This window comes from Pseudobutyrivibrio sp. (assembly GCF_015057185.1).
GTDB lineage: Bacteria > Bacillota > Clostridia > Lachnospirales > Lachnospiraceae > Pseudobutyrivibrio.
This window is the reverse complement of record NZ_SVEV01000007.1, coordinates 57,611-74,888: the sequence shown is the minus strand read 5'-3', so window position 1 is coordinate 74,888 and position 17,278 is coordinate 57,611. Positions and strand designations below refer to the sequence as shown.

The window sequence follows — 17,278 nt, the reverse complement described above, 5'->3', positions numbered from 1 at the left end:
TAGAGGAAAACTTTCATGACATTCAAAACAGATGCACATACAGATATTGGGCCAAAGAAAAGCGTTAACCAGGATGCCCTTTTAATTAAGCAGGCGAAAAGCAAAAATATGGGTCAAATCTGTATGGCTTGCCTCTGTGATGGAATGGGAGGCCTCTCCTGCGGCGAGGTAGCCAGCGCAACCTTGGTAGATAGAGTGGATGGCTGGTTCAATAGAGAACTACCACAAATATTAGCCGCAGAAAACAATACAACACAGCTTGAAGATTATTCCTGCGAAATGGACTATTGGGGCAGAATAGAGCTTCAATGGAACGGATTGGCAGAGGAAATCAATAAAAAGCTTGGTGAGTACGGAAGCAGTAAAGGCATAATGCTGGGAACAACAATAACCCTTTTACTGATTATGAATGATAAATATTTGGTCATGAGCATAGGTGATTCGCGAGTTTATCGAATCGAAGGCGAAAACATAGAGCAAATCACCCATGACCACAGCTACATTCAAAGAGAAATGGATGCTGGGCGAATGACACCTGAGGAAGCCCTAAACAGCAAAGAAAAAAGCGTATTGCTTCAATGCGTAGGGGCTTCCAAAGAGATTAAGCCAGATTTTTTCAGGGGAGAAACAAAAAAAGGCGTTAGTTTCCTACTATGCTCCGACGGCCTGTGGCGAAAGCTAGAGGGGAAGGAAATGGTAGAAAATGTTGCAAAAAATAGCGGGATAAAAGAGTTAGTGAATTTGGTTAAGGATAGAGGAGAAACAGATAATATATCAGGTTTAGTGGTGAGAGTTGACTAGCTATGTTAGAAATTGGTTCCGTAATTGATAAAAAGTATAAAGTTCTTAACAAGATAGGGCAGGGCGGTATGAGCACTGTCTATCTTGCTATGAACGAACGTGCAAACAAACAGTGGGCAATCAAAGAATTTCGCAAGGATGATGTGGAAAAGTCCAAAGTTTCCATGACGAGCATCCGTACTGAGACAGAACTGTTAAAAGGTTTGTCCCACCCTAATTTGCCTAGCATTGTAGACATCATTGATTATGAGGAAAGCATCCTGATAATCATGGATTATATAGAAGGAAATACATTAAAAAGGGCCATCGATGAGTATGGCCCGCAACAGCAGGAGCATGTGGTAGATTGGGCCATTCAGCTGTGTGATGTGCTTGGTTATTTGCATTCACAGAATCCACCTATTATTTATCGAGATCTAAAGCCCAGTAACATCATGCTAAAACCAAATGGTCAGATAGTTTTGATTGATTTTGGTACAGCCAGACAATACAAGGAAGATAACATGGAGGATACAATCTGCTTGGGCACCAGAGGCTATGCCGCACCAGAGCAATTTGGTGGCAAAGGCCAGACAGATGCCAGAACAGATATTTATAACTTGGGTGCCACTATGTATCACTTGATTACAGGGAAAAATCCAAGCGAACCACCATATGAAATCCTTCCAATTAGACACTACATTCCAACCTTATCTCAAGGCTTGGAGGATATCATTTTAAAATGTGTTCAAAATGACCCAGCAAAGCGTTACCAAAACTGTGAGTCACTAGAATACGATTTGATGCATTATTACGAGCTGGATAATACATACAAAAATAAAGAGCGAGTAAAGCTTGCATTATTTGCCACATCATTTCTTTTGACTATAGCAACAGCCGCCATGGGAATTGGGCTAAATGCTTACGCCAATAGTTATATAGAAAAAAGCTACGCTAGCTTGGCGGTAGAATCCGAAAAGGATGTAGACAGTCCGGAAGGATATATAGACATGATTAATGTAAAGCCTGAGGAAGCCAGTGCTTACATAAATCTCATTGATAAAGCATACATGGAGGACGGAGTATTCTCAGAGGATGAAGCCAACCAAATGAGAAGTGTCCTTATATCAACAAAAAATAAAAAGACCTATGAACAAATATTAGCTGAGGATGAAGCAGGCTACAGCCTTATGTGCTATCGCCTGGGACTAGCATATTTTTACAGCTATGAGGGCGTAGGCAATAAACAGTTATCAGCCTACTGGTTCGATAAGGCAGCATCTGGTGAGCTAGATGAAAGCCAGACAGAGAGAGCCAGAAGACTTGGGGCAATTGCCAATTACTATGTGAGCCTGGGCAACATAGATAAATCAGGTGACAGCACCGTCAGCTACAAAGATTATTGGAACGATTTGATAGCAGTATCCTCAGGTGACATTGCAAAAATAGATAATGAAAACACCGCCCTTGTAATATACAAGGAATTGGCAGCTCAGATTTGTTCCAATGCAGCAAAGTTCAATAAGGACGGCGTTGCATATTCAGAAATGGAATTGGCGCTTCTTGATATAGAAAACGCAGTTGAGACAATCGATGGAGACTCTTCAGATAGAGTAGCGGAGCTTAAAGGTGAATTGGAGTCAAACATCGAAAAGGCAAGACAAACAATTGGATTGTTGGAGGAGAGCAAATAGATATGAGTAAACAAATATCCGTAAATACGATAAGTGAACAAGCCCAAAGCTATAAGCAAATATCACTTACCCTAATAATAGTTGCAATAATATTTGCCATTTTAACAACAGTGCTTTGGTTTGTGTTAAACATTCTTCACTCACTTAGGGTTCTCATAGGATTTGGTGTAAGCAAGGAAGTGAAACGAATCAAATCAGATTCAAGCTATGGCAGTAAACAACAGCTATCAGCTGGTCAACATGCTTCAATTACATGGAATACATCAGGTCTTTTGAAGAAAACAGAAGTAATAGACTCGAACATGGAGACAACAGTTTTAGAACCGGAAACAACAGTGCTTGATGAAAGCATTCAAGGCTTTGTAATCGAAGAAGACATTAGATTAACAGGAACAGATCAAAAAATATAGATTAAGAGGATTTGAATTCAATGAAAACTACAGCGAAAAGCATTTTTAAAGGTTTAGCGATTGCACTTGTCCTGATTATTGGAATCTGCATTTGGCCAGTTAGTAAAGTTCAGGCCGAAGAGAGTCTAGAGCAAGCGAAAAAGGGAATAGTTCAGGTCAATCTAGTTTACACAGATGATGACGGAAAAACTCACATAATCGAGGGCGGCACAGGATTTTTGATTGGCTCAGCTGATGAAAATAACCCTGAGGAGTACGTTGTTACCTGCAAACACATTGTGGAGCCTGACAAATCATATATCAAAAGCGTTCTTCTAGAGCTTGGAGTTTCAGAGGAGGATGTGGATAGCAAGGCAGATTCCGTAGAGTATGAGGTTGTGGTAGCAGGTGACGTTAGCACAAACGCCACACTTTACCTTGATAGTGACAACCTGGATATGGCAGTACTTAAACTTGATGAATTACTTACCACTAGAACAATGTTCTCCATCTACACTTCAGAGGATGGCTCAAAGGAAAATGTGCCTTATAAGAATACAGATTCCGTATATACGTTAGGATTCCCAGCAGCAATTGACTATGCAAACAATCCTGCATATTACGGAAATGACCAGGTGGTTATGTCATCTGGCCACATTATGAACATTCATACTTTGAATGATATCCATGTTATCACTCACGATATTCCAATTGGAATGAATAACTGTGGCGGTCCACTTCTAGATGCAAACGGAAATGTCATCGGAATGAACATTCTTTCAATGGATGGTGACTATTATGTTGCAGTAGATGCATCAGAAATGGTTGATATTTTTGACTCCTTTGGAATGAAATATGGCAAAGTCACTCCAACTGACGTGACAACAGAGGAATCTGGGGATGAGGTCGACGACGGTGACGACATAGACCCTATCGTAAAGCCTGAAGCTAGCTCAATGCCTATAGAAATCATAATAATTGCCGTTGTATTTGGTGTTATTTTCATTGTGCTTATGGCGCTAGTTGTAATTCTTCTTAGAAAGCAAAGAGAGGGTGCACCAAAAGAAGAAAAGAAAGAAAAAAAGAAGAAGAAAAAAGAGCCTCAGGTGCTAGAAAAACCATTTGATCCAAACTGGAATGTTAACAGCAACATCTCATCAACCTCAGGAACTAGCATATTAAATGCAGGGGCATGTGACGAGACAAGTATTCTTCAGAATAATGATGGCATTAATACAAAGGTTTCGCACGGAAAAATCATTAGAAAGAAAACTGGCGAGAACATTGATTTGACCAAGGATAGAACAGTCATTGGCAAGGATTCTCTCCACGTTGATTACTGCATCAGAGATAACAGCGCCATTTCTAGAATGCACTTGATTGTGGCAGTAAATCCAAATGGCGTATACGCAGAGGATGCTCATTCTACAAACGGCACATTCATAAACGGCAGACGACTTGCAGCAGGCGAGCAATGCGAGCTTAGAGGCGGCGAGAATATCCGCCTTGGAAACGAAGAATTTATTTTTAGGAAATAGTATGAATTACAAGTTAATTATCAGCGGAAATAAACTTTATAAAGAGATAATCATACCGGAAGATAAAGAAAAAATCCTAATCGGTTCTGCCAAGGATGCTCAGATCAGATTGCCAGAGGACAGCGGTTATACCGGAAGTGTGGCCACCATTGAGAAATCTGAGGACTGTTACACAGCCAAGTGTCTAGAAGGCAATTACATCCGTAAAGACGAAGATAAGGTTACCGAGGAATCCCTTCACCCAGGCGACAGATTAAAAATATTTAAAGGTAATTCCACGAAGCCTATTCTTCAGATTGATTTGCTTTTTGACTTCGGAAAGCTACAGACGGATTACAGCTACCAGATAGACATCTCCGATAGAGCAGTTTTTACAATCGGAGGCACAGGTAGTGACATCGTCCTTAGGGATGAGTTGATTGGTGAGGAACATTGCATTATCACCCGAGTTGCAGCAGGCTATGAAATCGATAGCACCGATTTGAAATATGGACTGTTCATCAACGGTGTTATTAGTAAAGCAAACGTAAGCACCATAAATGAAAAGGATTTCCTGAAGGTTTACGGTGTTGATTTCTACCTGGAAAACGGCAAGCTTTGTACCAGCAAAAAACTAGTTGTAACAACTAATCTTCCAGCTACACAGATTAGAGAGTCAAACAACCAGTTCAACTATCCTGAGTTTATCAAAAACGTAAGACTTAGATACGTTCAACCACAGGAAAAAATGGAAGTGCTCCAGCCTCAGCCGGCGCCTCAAAAGCAGCCATGGACAGCACTTTTTTCTATGCTTCCAATGCTTGTGATGATGCTAGCCATGATGATTATGCGAAGCAACATGATGGGCTCAGCAGGCGGAAACGGGTACATGATTATGTACGGGTGCATGTATGGTGTCAGCGCCTTAATGTCCATTGCAATGTTCATCCTAGGAAGAAAGGACTACAAAAAGAAGTCCCAGGAACGCATTGAGAAATACAACGAGTACATCCACAAAAAGGATGTGGAGCTTCTAGAAGAGCGCAGGAATGAAAAGACCATTTCAGAGAAAATGAACTATCTCTCAGAGAGCATGGTTGACCAGATTCTTTCCTTTGATGCAAGACTTTTTGAAAAAGAGAAAAGTCACAGCGATTTCCTTGATGTTCCAATCGGTCGAGGAACAGTGGATGCTGTAAATCAGGTGGCATACAGGGAAAATCCATATTATGAAACCGAAGATCCACTGATGAATTATCCTCAAGAGCTCAGTGAGAAATATAAAAAGATTGCTGACATGCCAATTATCCTTCATCTAAATACCGTAAATGCGGTAGGATTTGTTGGCGTCAGAGACAGGCTTTGTGCCATAGCAAGAAACCTACTAATCACTATCGCAGGCCAGCATTACTACGAGGATGTGAAATTCTTCTTCCTTATGGAAAAAGAGGATGTTAATGATTTCGTTTGGATTAGATGGCTTCAGAATATAACTGATGCAGGTCGTAGAAATGTCATGTACGACCAGGAAAGCAAAAAGATTGTTTTAGATGCAATATACAACGAAATCTCAGCCAGAGAGGACAAAGACAAAAAGGATGTTTTAGGGGGCGTTCACTATATCGTATTTGCGTATCGCACAAAGGAGCTCATGGAGCATCCAATTACAAACTATGTGAACAAGGCAAAGGATTTAGGATTTACATTTCTGTTTTTTGATGAGTATAAGGAACACATCCACGCTGATTGCGACCAGCTTGTTTATCTAGACAGAGACATGAACAAGGGCTTCCTGCAAAAGGCAGATGATGCAGCCAAGACTCAGTCCTTTGAATACAACGAGGTCAGTATTGAGCAGGCAAAGGCAGTTGCTAAAAAGTTGGCTTGCGTACATGTTAGCGAGGTCAGCCTAGAGAGTACACTGACCAAGAATATTTCCTTCTTCCAGATGTACAAGGTGCTCAATGCCTATGATTTAAATATCGGTGCCAGATGGGCACATTCCAAAATATTTGAGTCCATGTCAGCTCCAATTGGTGTTGATAGTGCAGGAAAAATTGTGGCACTTGATATCCACGAGAAAGGTCATGGCCCACATGGTCTGGTTGCCGGAACAACAGGTGCTGGTAAATCTGAGCTGTTACAGACCTACATCCTTTCCATGGCAGCCCAGTTCCATCCATACGAGGTCAGCTTCATTATCATCGACTTCAAGGGTGGTGGAATGGCAAACCAGTTCAAGAATTTGCCTCATCTAAATGGAGCCATCACAAATATCGACGGCAAGCAGGTTAATCGCTCACTTATGTCTATCAAGGCTGAGCTGATGCGACGCCAGAGACTTTTTGCAGAGGCGGGAGTCAACGCCATCGACAATTATATAGACATGTACAAAAAGGGTCAGGTAGAGATACCACTTCCACATTTGATTTTGATAGTAGATGAGTTCGCAGAGCTAAAAAGCGACCAGCCTGAGTTTATGAAGGAATTGATTTCCGCTGCTCGAATAGGCCGAAGCTTGGGAGTGCACCTTATCCTTGCAACACAGAAACCATCAGGCGTTGTTAACGACCAGATTTGGAGTAACTCGCGTTTCAAGCTCTGCTTGAAGGTTCAGGATAAGCAGGATTCCAACGAGGTTTTGAAATCGCCTCTTGCAGCAGAAATCAGAGAGCCCGGTCGATGCTACATGGAGGTTGGAAACCATGAGATTTTCCAGCTGTTGCAGTCAGCCTACAGCGGCGGTCCTGCAGTGGTTGGAGCTGTTGATAAAACAAGCAAATTTGACCTGTCATTGGTAAATATGGTTGGCGCAAGAAAAGTTATTTTCCATCAGGAGCCTAAAAAAGAAGAAAGCTCAATGACTCAGCTAGAGGCAATTGTCTCATACATTTCTGAGTACTGTGAGAAAAATAAAATCGCAAACCTTGCACCAATATGTTTGCCACCATTGCCAGAGAGAATCCCATATCCAGATGCCAAAACAATGGATTATGGAACAAATGACATTGTGGTTCCAATCGGTATGTACGATGACCCTGAGAACCAGGTTCAGGATGCAGTATGGTTGAATCTGACCACAGACAACACCTTCATCATTGGTTCTTCACTAACAGGAAAAACCAATCTCATGCAGGTAATCATTCGTGGTCTCACATCAAGGTACAGACCAGATGAGGCATCTATCTACATCGTGGATTTTGCGTCAATGATGCTAAAGAATTACTCTTCACTGAATTACGTAGGTGGAGTGGTAACAATCAGAGATGACACAATGCTTCGCCAGCTACTTTTGATGGTAGTTTCAATGATAGATGAACGCCAGAAGATTCTAGCAGATTTGGGACTTAGCTCCTTTGCCGCATACAGAGAGGCAGGCTACAAGGATTTCAACCAGGTGGTAATCATTGTGGAGAATTACGGAGTGTTCCGTTCCACCTTCGAGGGATACGAGGAGACATTCTTAGATATCTGTAGAGATGGATTATCTGTAGGTATTTCGGTGGTAGTTACAAATCCTACCGTTACTGGAATTGGCTACAAGATACTTACCAATTTCTCTAGAAGAATCTCATTCTTCTGCAATGATTCAGACCAATACAGCAGTCTGTTTGAGAGAAACAAATTGACACCGGATGATGTAAAGGGACGCGCAATTATAAATACCCCTGATGGAATCAGAGAGTTCCAGACATATTTGTCATTCGATGCTCAAAGAGAAATTGACAGAATCGAAATGATTCGTAAATACGTTAAAGACATTAATAGTAAATGTGAAAATATTCGTGCAAGACGTATTCCTACAATTCCTGAAGTTGTAAACGAGAAATATTTGGTAAACAACTATGGAGAGCAGGATGAATTCTACAACATGTACGAATATCCAGTGGGAATCAGCTATTCAACTATTGAACCACTTTACATTAGACCTATGAGAAATCCACTTGTGGCTATTCAGGGCTCTAATGAATTGGGAAGAATGGACTTCATTAAGTATTTGATTTCCACAATGGAAAAATATCAGTCATCCGCTCCAGTAAAGCTTTATGTTATTGATGACATGACCAGGGAGCTTGAGTATATATCACAGAAGGATATAGTTGCTAAATATTCAATAATAGCAACAGACATTGTGAAGTATATCGAGGAGGTTTGTATGGAGGTAGACGCCAGATACGACGCTCTGGCTGAAAATGCAAACTACTTGGATGACAAGCCAATGTTAGTAATTGTGATAAACACTCCTATTGCCATGGATGTAGTTGTAAATGACGATACCGCATCAAAATATTACGACCTGATTACTAACAAACTTAAAGGCTGCAAAGCTTGTATTATGCATACAAATGTAGATAATTCCGAGGTTACCTATGCTACTCCGCAGTTATTGAAAGAATTATCTACAAACGCTGCCCATTTGGTATTCGAGGAAATCAAGCAGGTGAGAAACATAGAAATCCTACCTTCATTCGCAAATGCGAATGCCAAGAAGCTGAGTTATGGAGATGCATTCTACATAGATAATAGTGGTGCTGGAAAAATAAAAGCCATCACCTAGTTTATTATGAAAGGAGAATAAAAAAATGGGTGCAGAATTAAATTTAGTCCCAGGTGAAGGTGCTGAAGATGTAGGAGTTGACTACAATATAGTAGGAGACGTCATCAGCAGATTAGATACAAATATAGGATCAATGGATGATCTTATTCCAAAGCTAGAAAAGCTTCTTCCATTATTAGGAGAAGGAAAAGATAGCGATGCTATTAGATCAGTTTTAAGCAGGTCAAAGGTAAACTTAGCTACTGCTAAGGAAAATACACACAATTTTAAAGGCTACATGGGTTCAGCCGGCGCATCTATGAAGCAGGTAGAAAATAGCAATACAAATTATGTGTTAAATGCATTTAATCAAGGAAAATAGGGAGGTGCGACAATGAGCTACTATATGAATACAGGCGTTACAAAGAGTGTAGGTAATCAAGCCCAGGATATTGCAAATCAATTGGAAGCCCTTATGAAGGACAATGATGCACAGATTACAAGAGGCCACACAGAAGGTCTTAAAGGTTTAATGAGTTCAGCATTAAGGACTGCAAAAGAAGAAGTACTACCAGGTATGCATAAAATAGATAAGCAGCTTGCTAGCGGTGGTGCTGCATTTGTTCAGATAGCAAACAACACACAAAATGCTGCTGAGCAGGTAGCTAGTTCGATTAAGACTATGTAAGACACTAAAATTTATATAATCCAACGAGTGCATAGGGCTCGTTGGATTAGTATTGAGTTAAGGGGCAGGAATAATGAGTGTACAAGCAGGAAAATTTTTTGATGTAAAGAAAACGAAAGACTACTTTGACGGCATGAATATTTCAATGGATGAGTATATTAAAAAATCAGAAATAGCAAATGCCGAATACTTAAACTTTTTTTCAACAGACGCCTTTAGAGGGAAAACAGCAAAGGCTGTAAAAATGTTAGTTAAAAATCGTGCTGGTCAGATGCTTGATGATGCCGTAAAGGCACAGAATCTGGTAAAGGATTCTCAGGATTTTACTCTGTCGACTTTTGCTACAGAGGTGGATCCAGCACCAAACGCAAGAATTGAATATAACACCCTAAGAAACATCGAGACAGATTTCAAAGGGTTTCATAATACATTTAAATCAATAGCTTTGTCAGTGGAAAATATTGCAGACAGATTAAACGGAGAATTTGGCTCCTATGGTTATTTTGGAAAGCCTGATTCCCGCCCAGTATTAATGGAATACGAGGACTTCTGCGGTGGTGACGCTGACAATACAGGATACCTTTCAGAGTGTATTGGCAAGCTTGTCCGTTTCGACGGAATGGTCAATAGCTACATCACCAGCAAGCAAATCGACATCCATTCCACAACAGTCAGCGCCCGTGCAAAAAGCGTCGGCGCAGCACTAATGACTCCAGTGGCAAAATCACCTAAGATGGCAAAATATGAGATTAAGACCATTTCAACTGAGCCGGTGGCGAAGAGTGGGGGAAGCAAGACCAACGGGCAGGACGCAAAATATGCTGAATTAATGAAGGAATACGGATTTACAGAAGAAGAAATGGAATATCTAAAGACGTATTATCCAAATCTACTTAACACATTATATAGTGCAAGAAATAGTAGTACGAGATTAGAGATGAGGACGTATGAAAAAATAGAAAAAGTATTAGATACTTATCATAAACAACATAAGATAGAAGATGGAAAGGTATTGGAGTTTCCGCAAAGCGGAGAAATTGTACAGTACAACGATGGAATAACAACATACAGTCTTCCAGTAGCTGACGAGGATGCATGGTCAATAGAGTTTAATTATGAAACAGCTAAGAGCCGTTTTAGAATAATAGCTGGACGTATGGAAACCCTAATGAATAGGTACACAAATAACAACGGAAATGAAGATTTGTTAAAATTTGACGTTCCAGAATTTGGAGATTGTTATGCTGGAGCGATGGTGGAAGGATATGGTGAAGTTGGAGATATAGTAAAAGTATTTTTAGAAGATGGAAGTGATTTTAATTTTATAGTTCTTGATGTTAAATATACACATCACCCACATGATGAATTATCTGTTGGACAAGTGCAGAATGATGATTATGGTCATGGATATTTAAGAAATAATAATACATCTATAGCAATAAACGCCTGTGAGTTTATGGTGGCAGGTTGGAAATATAAAGATAATGGAGACAAATACTACAGTGCAACAGAGTATACTTCAGAGTTAAACCTTGAAGGAAATCATGTAACAAAAGCGCAAATTGTGGGTCACATTGATATGTAGGAGAGAAGAATGGGAAAAATAAAGAAAATATTAACAATGATAGTTACATGTACATTACTGGTAGGATGTGCTTTTAATAATGCTAGTGAAAACCAGAGAAATGAAAAAGAAGAAATAAAAAGTCATACAGATGAATCAGTACAAAAAAGTGAAGACAAAAAAGCAGAGGACAATAAAGCTACCAATTTAGATTTGTTTGCAGATTTAGAAATAGAAAAATATGTGTATTCCACGGAGTTTGAAGTGGATAATAATCTTCAATTGTTGCTAGAGAACATGGCAATTTATTATAAGCATTATAATTCAGATGAGACAATGGAGGCCGAGGATGAATCCGCATTTATAAAGAATTTTTGTCAAAATTCTTGGTTTTGTTTCGACTATATATACGAAAGCCTAGACAAAAGTGAAGGTATCATAAACAAACAGCAAATAGAATATATACAGTATTCACTATCAGGAAATTATGTTGAATTTCAGAGTATAGATGACGACTATGAGGTTGACGTAAATGATTGTTCAAGTGGGTTTGTATATGCAGAGTTGGCATCTTATAAAGTTATTTCAGATGAAGAAGAAATTGTTATAGAAGCAGATTTTAATATATCAGACAATAGTACAGAGAAAGCAAACGTTACATTAGTAAAGAATGAATACAGTTGTTTTGATGGATATAGTGTAAAGACTTTTGATGTATTTGAGGAATAGGTCTGTTACAAAAATGGTGCATCGATAACAGAGGTTAGTAAATAAGTATAAAGGATAAATTTATGTTATTACGAAACAAGATAATTTTTCAGGTTGTTATGACTGGAGTGCTACTTTTATTAGTTGGGTGTTCGAATAAAGAAGGGAAAACTAGTAACAACAAAGAAGATGTGGAAGTATCACAAGATAATGTAAATGAAATTGAAAATAAACATATAAACGAAGCAGTACAAGACAATCAGAATCCAACTGAAGATGTATCCGTATCAGACGAAGATGTAGTTGAGCCTGAAGAAATAAGTTTATCTGTTGACGTAAACAGTATAAATCCAGAAGAGGCTTATGAAGGTTTATATAGTTGTGAATATCCAACTATAACGGTAGCTAGCGAAGAATATGCTGGGCTCAGTAGCGCACTAGAAAATGTTAATGAAATTATAAAAAATGAAGCTGTAACGAATGTTGATGACTTTAAAGATTCTATAAATCAATGCGCAGATTTATCAACTTTGCCAGAAAAACCATATTCAATCGAGATATCAGCAGATATCTCGCGCTCGGATTCATCTATTATCTCTATCGAAACTATTACTCATGTGGAGATATATAGGTACCATCCAAAATATGAGATTGATACATATAATATCAACCCTATGGATGGAAGTATTTATGAGATTGAAGATGTTATTGATTTGAATGACAATCTATACAGTATTCTCAGTAGTAAGATTAAAAGTGAATTCTCAGATGTATCATTTAGGTCTGAAGTCGATTTAGAAAACGATATAAAGAATTATTTTGAAAATGAAGAAGAATTTGTAAAAAAGTATTACTATAAAAAATTTGGTTTTTATATAGATGATGAAAACGTATATTTTGTCATGGGTGGTCTAGATATCTCAGATGATATAGGGGGAGATATTAAGGTAACACTATCAATAGAGGAAATAAGGGATTTTTTGAAAATTAAACTTTAAAAGGTAGACCATTGTATAAGGAATACTACGTAACAAGCGGTACTAATATTGGTCCATGTCCGGTTTTTGATTTTCAGACATATATTTTTGAGAGATAGAATCATAAAGAGGTAGTGATTATGAAAAACAGAATCCAGCCTATAATTCAAGGTTTACTGTGGATTATCACAATTGTCCCAGTGGCCTATGTAATGGAGCATTGCATAATTGCATTTTTTAATGGAACATATCATGGATTCAATAGTGATGAAAAGATTTATGGTTTTAATGCATTTGTAGATGTACTACTCAGTTTTATAGCATTTGAATTTATATTTTTTGTTATATGGTTTATATGCCTTGTTATTACTATCGTATATACGATTAGGCTTCATAAGAAACAGACATAGTAAAGAGACGATAGTATAAAGGAGAAATTTATGTTATTACGAAAAAAGATAATTTTTCAGGTTGTTATGACTGGAGTGCTGCTTTTATTAGTTGGTTGTTCGAATAAAGAAGGGAACACTAGTAACAACAAAGAAGATGTGGAAGTATCACAAGATAATGTAAATGAAATTGAGTCGGATAATAATTATGAAGAAAAAGAAAATCAGAATGATTCAAATTCTAATAATTATTATTCAGATGATGAAGAAATCAATATATGCATAAAGGATGTATTACTTTTAGACTCAGATAGAATTGTTGAGTATGGACAGTGGATTGATGATAATCAATCCGTATACAGGATTGCTGTAGGTCGCACTGAGGAGATAGACGATGAGTATAGTCACTTAGAAGATTATTTCTTCATAAAATCTTCAGATGGTGTTAAATATTTTAAAGTTGATTATCCTTCTAAAAATGATCCGATAGATTCTGATAGATATGTATGTGATGCATGTGATTTCACGGCGTATTTTGAAGATGTTACGTTTGATGGAGAAAATGACATTGTCATTTCATTAGGACATCAGGGGGCATCTGGAACAGAAGTACATTGCGCATATGTGTATGTCGATGGAGAATACGTATATACGAAGTCATTTGAGGAAATACCAAATTATCAAGTAGATAATGATAATAAGTGCATTGTAGGAGAATATGATGGAGAGGAATATAAGTATATATTCCAAAATGGCGAATTTGTCCAGCAGTAGAATTGTATGAATGGATCAAGGGAAAGGGATTGACATATTTCAGGTCAGGATATGGAGCCGAAGGTGACCCGATTGAGATTCAATTACAGAATGACTAGGATAGCAAGGAGTCAGAACTATGGAAAAAGCAATTGTAATTCTAAAATTAAACAACGGAAGCTATGACCTAGAGACACCGGTTAACATCACGGCAAATGAGTTTATTTACGGTGTATCTCAGGCATTTAATCTTGGAATAGACATGGATAATCCAGATCAATGTTTCCTTCGAATGGAAAATCCCATAGGGTTGCTGCGTGGGGATAACCTACTCGACGAATTCGGAGTAAGAAATGGTTCTATTATCTACTGTAAATAATTAGGGAGTAATCGTTTAAAAGAAAAGGAGAATGAAAAATGTCATCTAGAGCAGAGGAAGAGGCAAGAGAGCGAGCAAGAGAAGCACGTCGCCAGTATTTACGCGGGCAAATCGCTGAAAGACGAAACAAGATAAACAGACTAAATCAGTATAAGGGAGAGTTTAGGAGAGAATGCGCCAGAGTAGAAGATGATGTTCTCATTCCCAAGAAAAACTATGACCTTACTGCCACCTTTGATATTTCCCATTGGACCGGTCAACTTCAGGAAGACGGTGAAATAAGAAAAAAGACACTGGAAGGAAAAATCGGGTCCTTTTTAGGCGAGATTGCAGATGTTATTGTGAGAATTGATGGTGTTATCAATCGACTAGAAAATGAAATTTCATCTTTAGAGAGAGAGCTTGCAGCAGTTTAACATAACGCGGAGAAAAGGAAGAGTAATGAAAGACGAATTATTTTTAAACAACAAAGTTGTAACGGGATTGATTAATTCAATAGAAAGCAATGGCGCCGATTTAGTATTTGACGAGACACCATTAACAATCCAGTCTAAAGCTATTGGCACAGATTGCATGATGAAACTTGCCAATGACAGCAGCACCATGATTGACCTCACAAAGGATTATAGGACCTTTGTGTGCAATGCATTGGTGCCTTCTATGAGGGGGATACAGAGGAATATTAATTGTTCTGCAAAATCTGTGTCAGGTGGTATAGATACAAATTCAGCAGTTTCAAAAACTACTACTAATGTTAAGTATTTAGTTAAAAAAATAGTTACTAATGGGGCACAGGTTTTATCTAAAAGCAGCCTGACAGATGAAGAACTTAGAAAAAAATATGCAGATTACTTGACTGGTGATGAAGCCGTAGACAATGAAATAATTCGCTTATTAAAGACTTATGGCGAAGACCTAAGTGGACTTTATTCCTCTGATTTTGATTGGTTTAATAACTGGTCAGATGGAGATGTGGATGTCGAAATTACAAAAAAGGCATTATCAAGAATCGCAGAAAAAGACATTGAATACATCGATGGTCATCTTTCAAATAAGAAGTGTGCTAATGCAGAAGCTAGAGTAGAAACTATTTTGATGTATATAGCAAATGGCCCAGGAGCAACGGAAGGGAATGTATTCAATAGTGAACTGATGAATGAACTCAAAGGCTACATGTCTAGTGACAGTAGAGCATTAGTATATTTGAATGCGTTAGCGCCTCTACAGAGAACAGATTATGACTATGATGCTGGACTTGCATGCTTAGATATTAAAATCAATGGAGTTGGAGTAGTATTTACTTTCGAAAATACAGAGAATGATGGAAAAGCAGAAATTTTATGCTTTACTGATGAAGATAGAACAGGAAGATGCATTGATTACTGGGAAAAAGAAAACCCTGGTTGTTTTGATCATGAATACGCATTGCTAGAAGGCTCTACTAAGGAAGAACAGAGGCAGAATTTAATAACTCTCTACTGTCAGGCGACAAGTTCTGCCGATGTTGACTTTTTAGATGGATTATTTAAATCGGATGGAAAATATGAAGAGGTATTTGATGTCGATCCAAGCAAGCTGAGCAGCAATGTTCAGCTTATAGCAGGTAACCACTTAATTGCATTGGCAGATGACAAATACAAATCAAGTGGTTATGAAGAATACTTTACATTTATTAATGCAGCATTAAACAGTACACAATATGGTGGATGGGGAAATGAAGAGTACATTGAATTTTTGGCAGTTGGCAGTAGCATGGCAGCAGATGCTTATGTAACAAGTGCGTGGGAAGTTGACCTTAATGATGCAGATGCTGTGAGCAAACTAGAGCGTAAGCTGGACATAGCAAATCATAATGAACTTGTATTGTTTACAATATGCGGATATTGTGATTCGTTAGGATGTTTTGATGATGGAACAGAAATAAAAGTAACTGGAACAAGTGCTGATTATGGAGATTTCGATTTTACAAATGATGATGTAATTTACTTATCATATGATTCTATTAAGGTGACTCAGACAGGCCACAGTGGCATGATTAATTATGGAGGCGATTATACTCCAACAATAGAGACAAATACTGTCAAGATAGATTTAAAGGCGGATAGACAAGGCTCTGCTGGAGCTAATGCCATTTGCTCAACTGAAATAGGCAACCTAAATGAAAAGAAAGAAAAGGCAGAGCAGGATTTATTATTAGATTCGACCATTGGCATTATAGGTGTATTCTGCGAACCAGCAGGTAAAGGTTTGGAAATAACCAAGGATATTTTAGAGGCAGCAGCGGATGGTGATATGGCTGGTGGTGCCGTTGATGCAGCAGGAGAAAATGCTGGTGATTTATTAGGGGATGTAGATAAGTTAGCAAATCCTGCCGGTGTTGGTTCGTCATTGTATTCAGCAATCAAAGATTACAATGAAAAAATGGAAGAGCTAGAAGAGCAAATAGAAAAATATGGAAAGATTCAAGGCGCATGCACTTTCTATTCTGTAGAAAAATATGAGACTAATGATGATAAAGAAGGATATTATGTTAAGCTAAATGACTTTGATACTATAAAGCTTATTAGACAGTGGGATGATGAAGGAATTTCTGCTTTATATGTCGGAGATGATCATGTAGATGATATAGTGGAGGAATATCTAAAATCATATAACAATGATAAGGATGGTATAGTTGATAAGATTAGTGGTGGATTGGCTGGAAAATACAGTAATTACGACATAAAAAAAGCATGTAATACGATTCTTTACGGGGCAAACTGTGAAAGTAGAACAACTTATGAATCGCTTGCTGATATTCCAACGGATCTATTAGCTGAGTGTTTTGAAGAGCTTGATGGAAAGGCAAATGCAACTCATATAGAGACTCAGATTGAAGTGATGTTGCATATATAATAGGAGAT

General features: G+C 38.2%; 15 protein-coding genes. All 15 read left to right on the top strand.

What is annotated here, in order from left to right:
- Window positions 1-15 precede the first annotated feature (15 nt).
- Window positions 16-801 carry a PP2C family protein-serine/threonine phosphatase gene (locus E7276_RS04420; RefSeq protein WP_294214220.1) on the top strand — a complete coding sequence of 262 codons (786 nt, stop codon included), beginning with the start codon at window positions 16-18 and terminating at the stop codon, window positions 799-801.
- Between the two features lie 2 nt (window positions 802-803).
- Entirely contained in the window at window positions 804-2,474 is a 1,671-nt protein-coding gene (locus tag E7276_RS04415) for a serine/threonine protein kinase (RefSeq protein ID WP_294214218.1), read from the top strand.
- A gap of 2 nt (window positions 2,475-2,476) precedes the next feature.
- Entirely contained in the window at window positions 2,477-2,884 is a 408-nt protein-coding gene (locus tag E7276_RS04410) for a hypothetical protein (RefSeq protein ID WP_294214215.1), read from the top strand.
- 20 nt (window positions 2,885-2,904) lie between these two features.
- Complete coding sequence (locus E7276_RS04405; RefSeq protein ID WP_294214212.1) at window positions 2,905-4,401, top strand: trypsin-like peptidase domain-containing protein; 1,497 nt, start codon at window positions 2,905-2,907, stop codon at window positions 4,399-4,401.
- A 1-nt stretch (window position 4,402) separates the two neighbouring features.
- The gene (gene essC / locus E7276_RS04400) at window positions 4,403-8,938 is read left to right on the top strand and encodes a type VII secretion protein EssC (protein WP_294214209.1); all 4,536 of its coding nucleotides are present in this window, start codon (window positions 4,403-4,405) and stop codon (window positions 8,936-8,938) included.
- Between the two features lie 25 nt (window positions 8,939-8,963).
- The gene (locus E7276_RS04395; protein ID WP_294214206.1) at window positions 8,964-9,299 is read left to right on the top strand and encodes a hypothetical protein; all 336 of its coding nucleotides are present in this window, start codon (window positions 8,964-8,966) and stop codon (window positions 9,297-9,299) included.
- A gap of 12 nt (window positions 9,300-9,311) precedes the next feature.
- Window positions 9,312-9,605: a hypothetical protein gene (locus tag E7276_RS04390; RefSeq protein ID WP_294214203.1), complete on the top strand. Its 294-nt coding sequence runs from the start codon at window positions 9,312-9,314 to the stop codon at window positions 9,603-9,605.
- Between the two features lie 73 nt (window positions 9,606-9,678).
- Window positions 9,679-11,190 (top strand): hypothetical protein, encoded by a 1,512-nt coding sequence (locus tag E7276_RS04385; protein ID WP_294214201.1) that lies wholly within the window; start codon window positions 9,679-9,681, stop codon window positions 11,188-11,190.
- Window positions 11,191-11,199: 9 nt separating this feature from the next.
- Window positions 11,200-11,898 (top strand): hypothetical protein, encoded by a 699-nt coding sequence (locus tag E7276_RS04380; RefSeq protein ID WP_294214198.1) that lies wholly within the window; start codon window positions 11,200-11,202, stop codon window positions 11,896-11,898.
- Between the two features lie 62 nt (window positions 11,899-11,960).
- A complete protein-coding gene (locus tag E7276_RS04375) occupies window positions 11,961-12,875 on the top strand; it encodes a hypothetical protein (RefSeq protein WP_294214196.1) in 915 nt (304 codons plus the stop codon).
- Between the two features lie 119 nt (window positions 12,876-12,994).
- Window positions 12,995-13,264 carry a hypothetical protein gene (locus E7276_RS04370; RefSeq protein ID WP_294214194.1) on the top strand — a complete coding sequence of 90 codons (270 nt, stop codon included), beginning with the start codon at window positions 12,995-12,997 and terminating at the stop codon, window positions 13,262-13,264.
- Window positions 13,265-13,294: 30 nt separating this feature from the next.
- Window positions 13,295-14,017 carry an XAC2610-related protein gene (locus E7276_RS04365; protein ID WP_294214192.1) on the top strand — a complete coding sequence of 241 codons (723 nt, stop codon included), beginning with the start codon at window positions 13,295-13,297 and terminating at the stop codon, window positions 14,015-14,017.
- A gap of 118 nt (window positions 14,018-14,135) precedes the next feature.
- Entirely contained in the window at window positions 14,136-14,375 is a 240-nt protein-coding gene (locus tag E7276_RS04360; protein WP_294214189.1) for an EsaB/YukD family protein, read from the top strand.
- Window positions 14,376-14,413: 38 nt separating this feature from the next.
- Window positions 14,414-14,791, top strand: coding sequence for a hypothetical protein (locus tag E7276_RS04355; RefSeq protein ID WP_294214187.1), 378 nt, complete (start codon window positions 14,414-14,416; stop codon window positions 14,789-14,791).
- Between the two features lie 25 nt (window positions 14,792-14,816).
- Window positions 14,817-17,270, top strand: coding sequence for a hypothetical protein (locus E7276_RS04350; RefSeq protein WP_294214185.1), 2,454 nt, complete (start codon window positions 14,817-14,819; stop codon window positions 17,268-17,270).
- Window positions 17,271-17,278 lie beyond the last annotated feature (8 nt).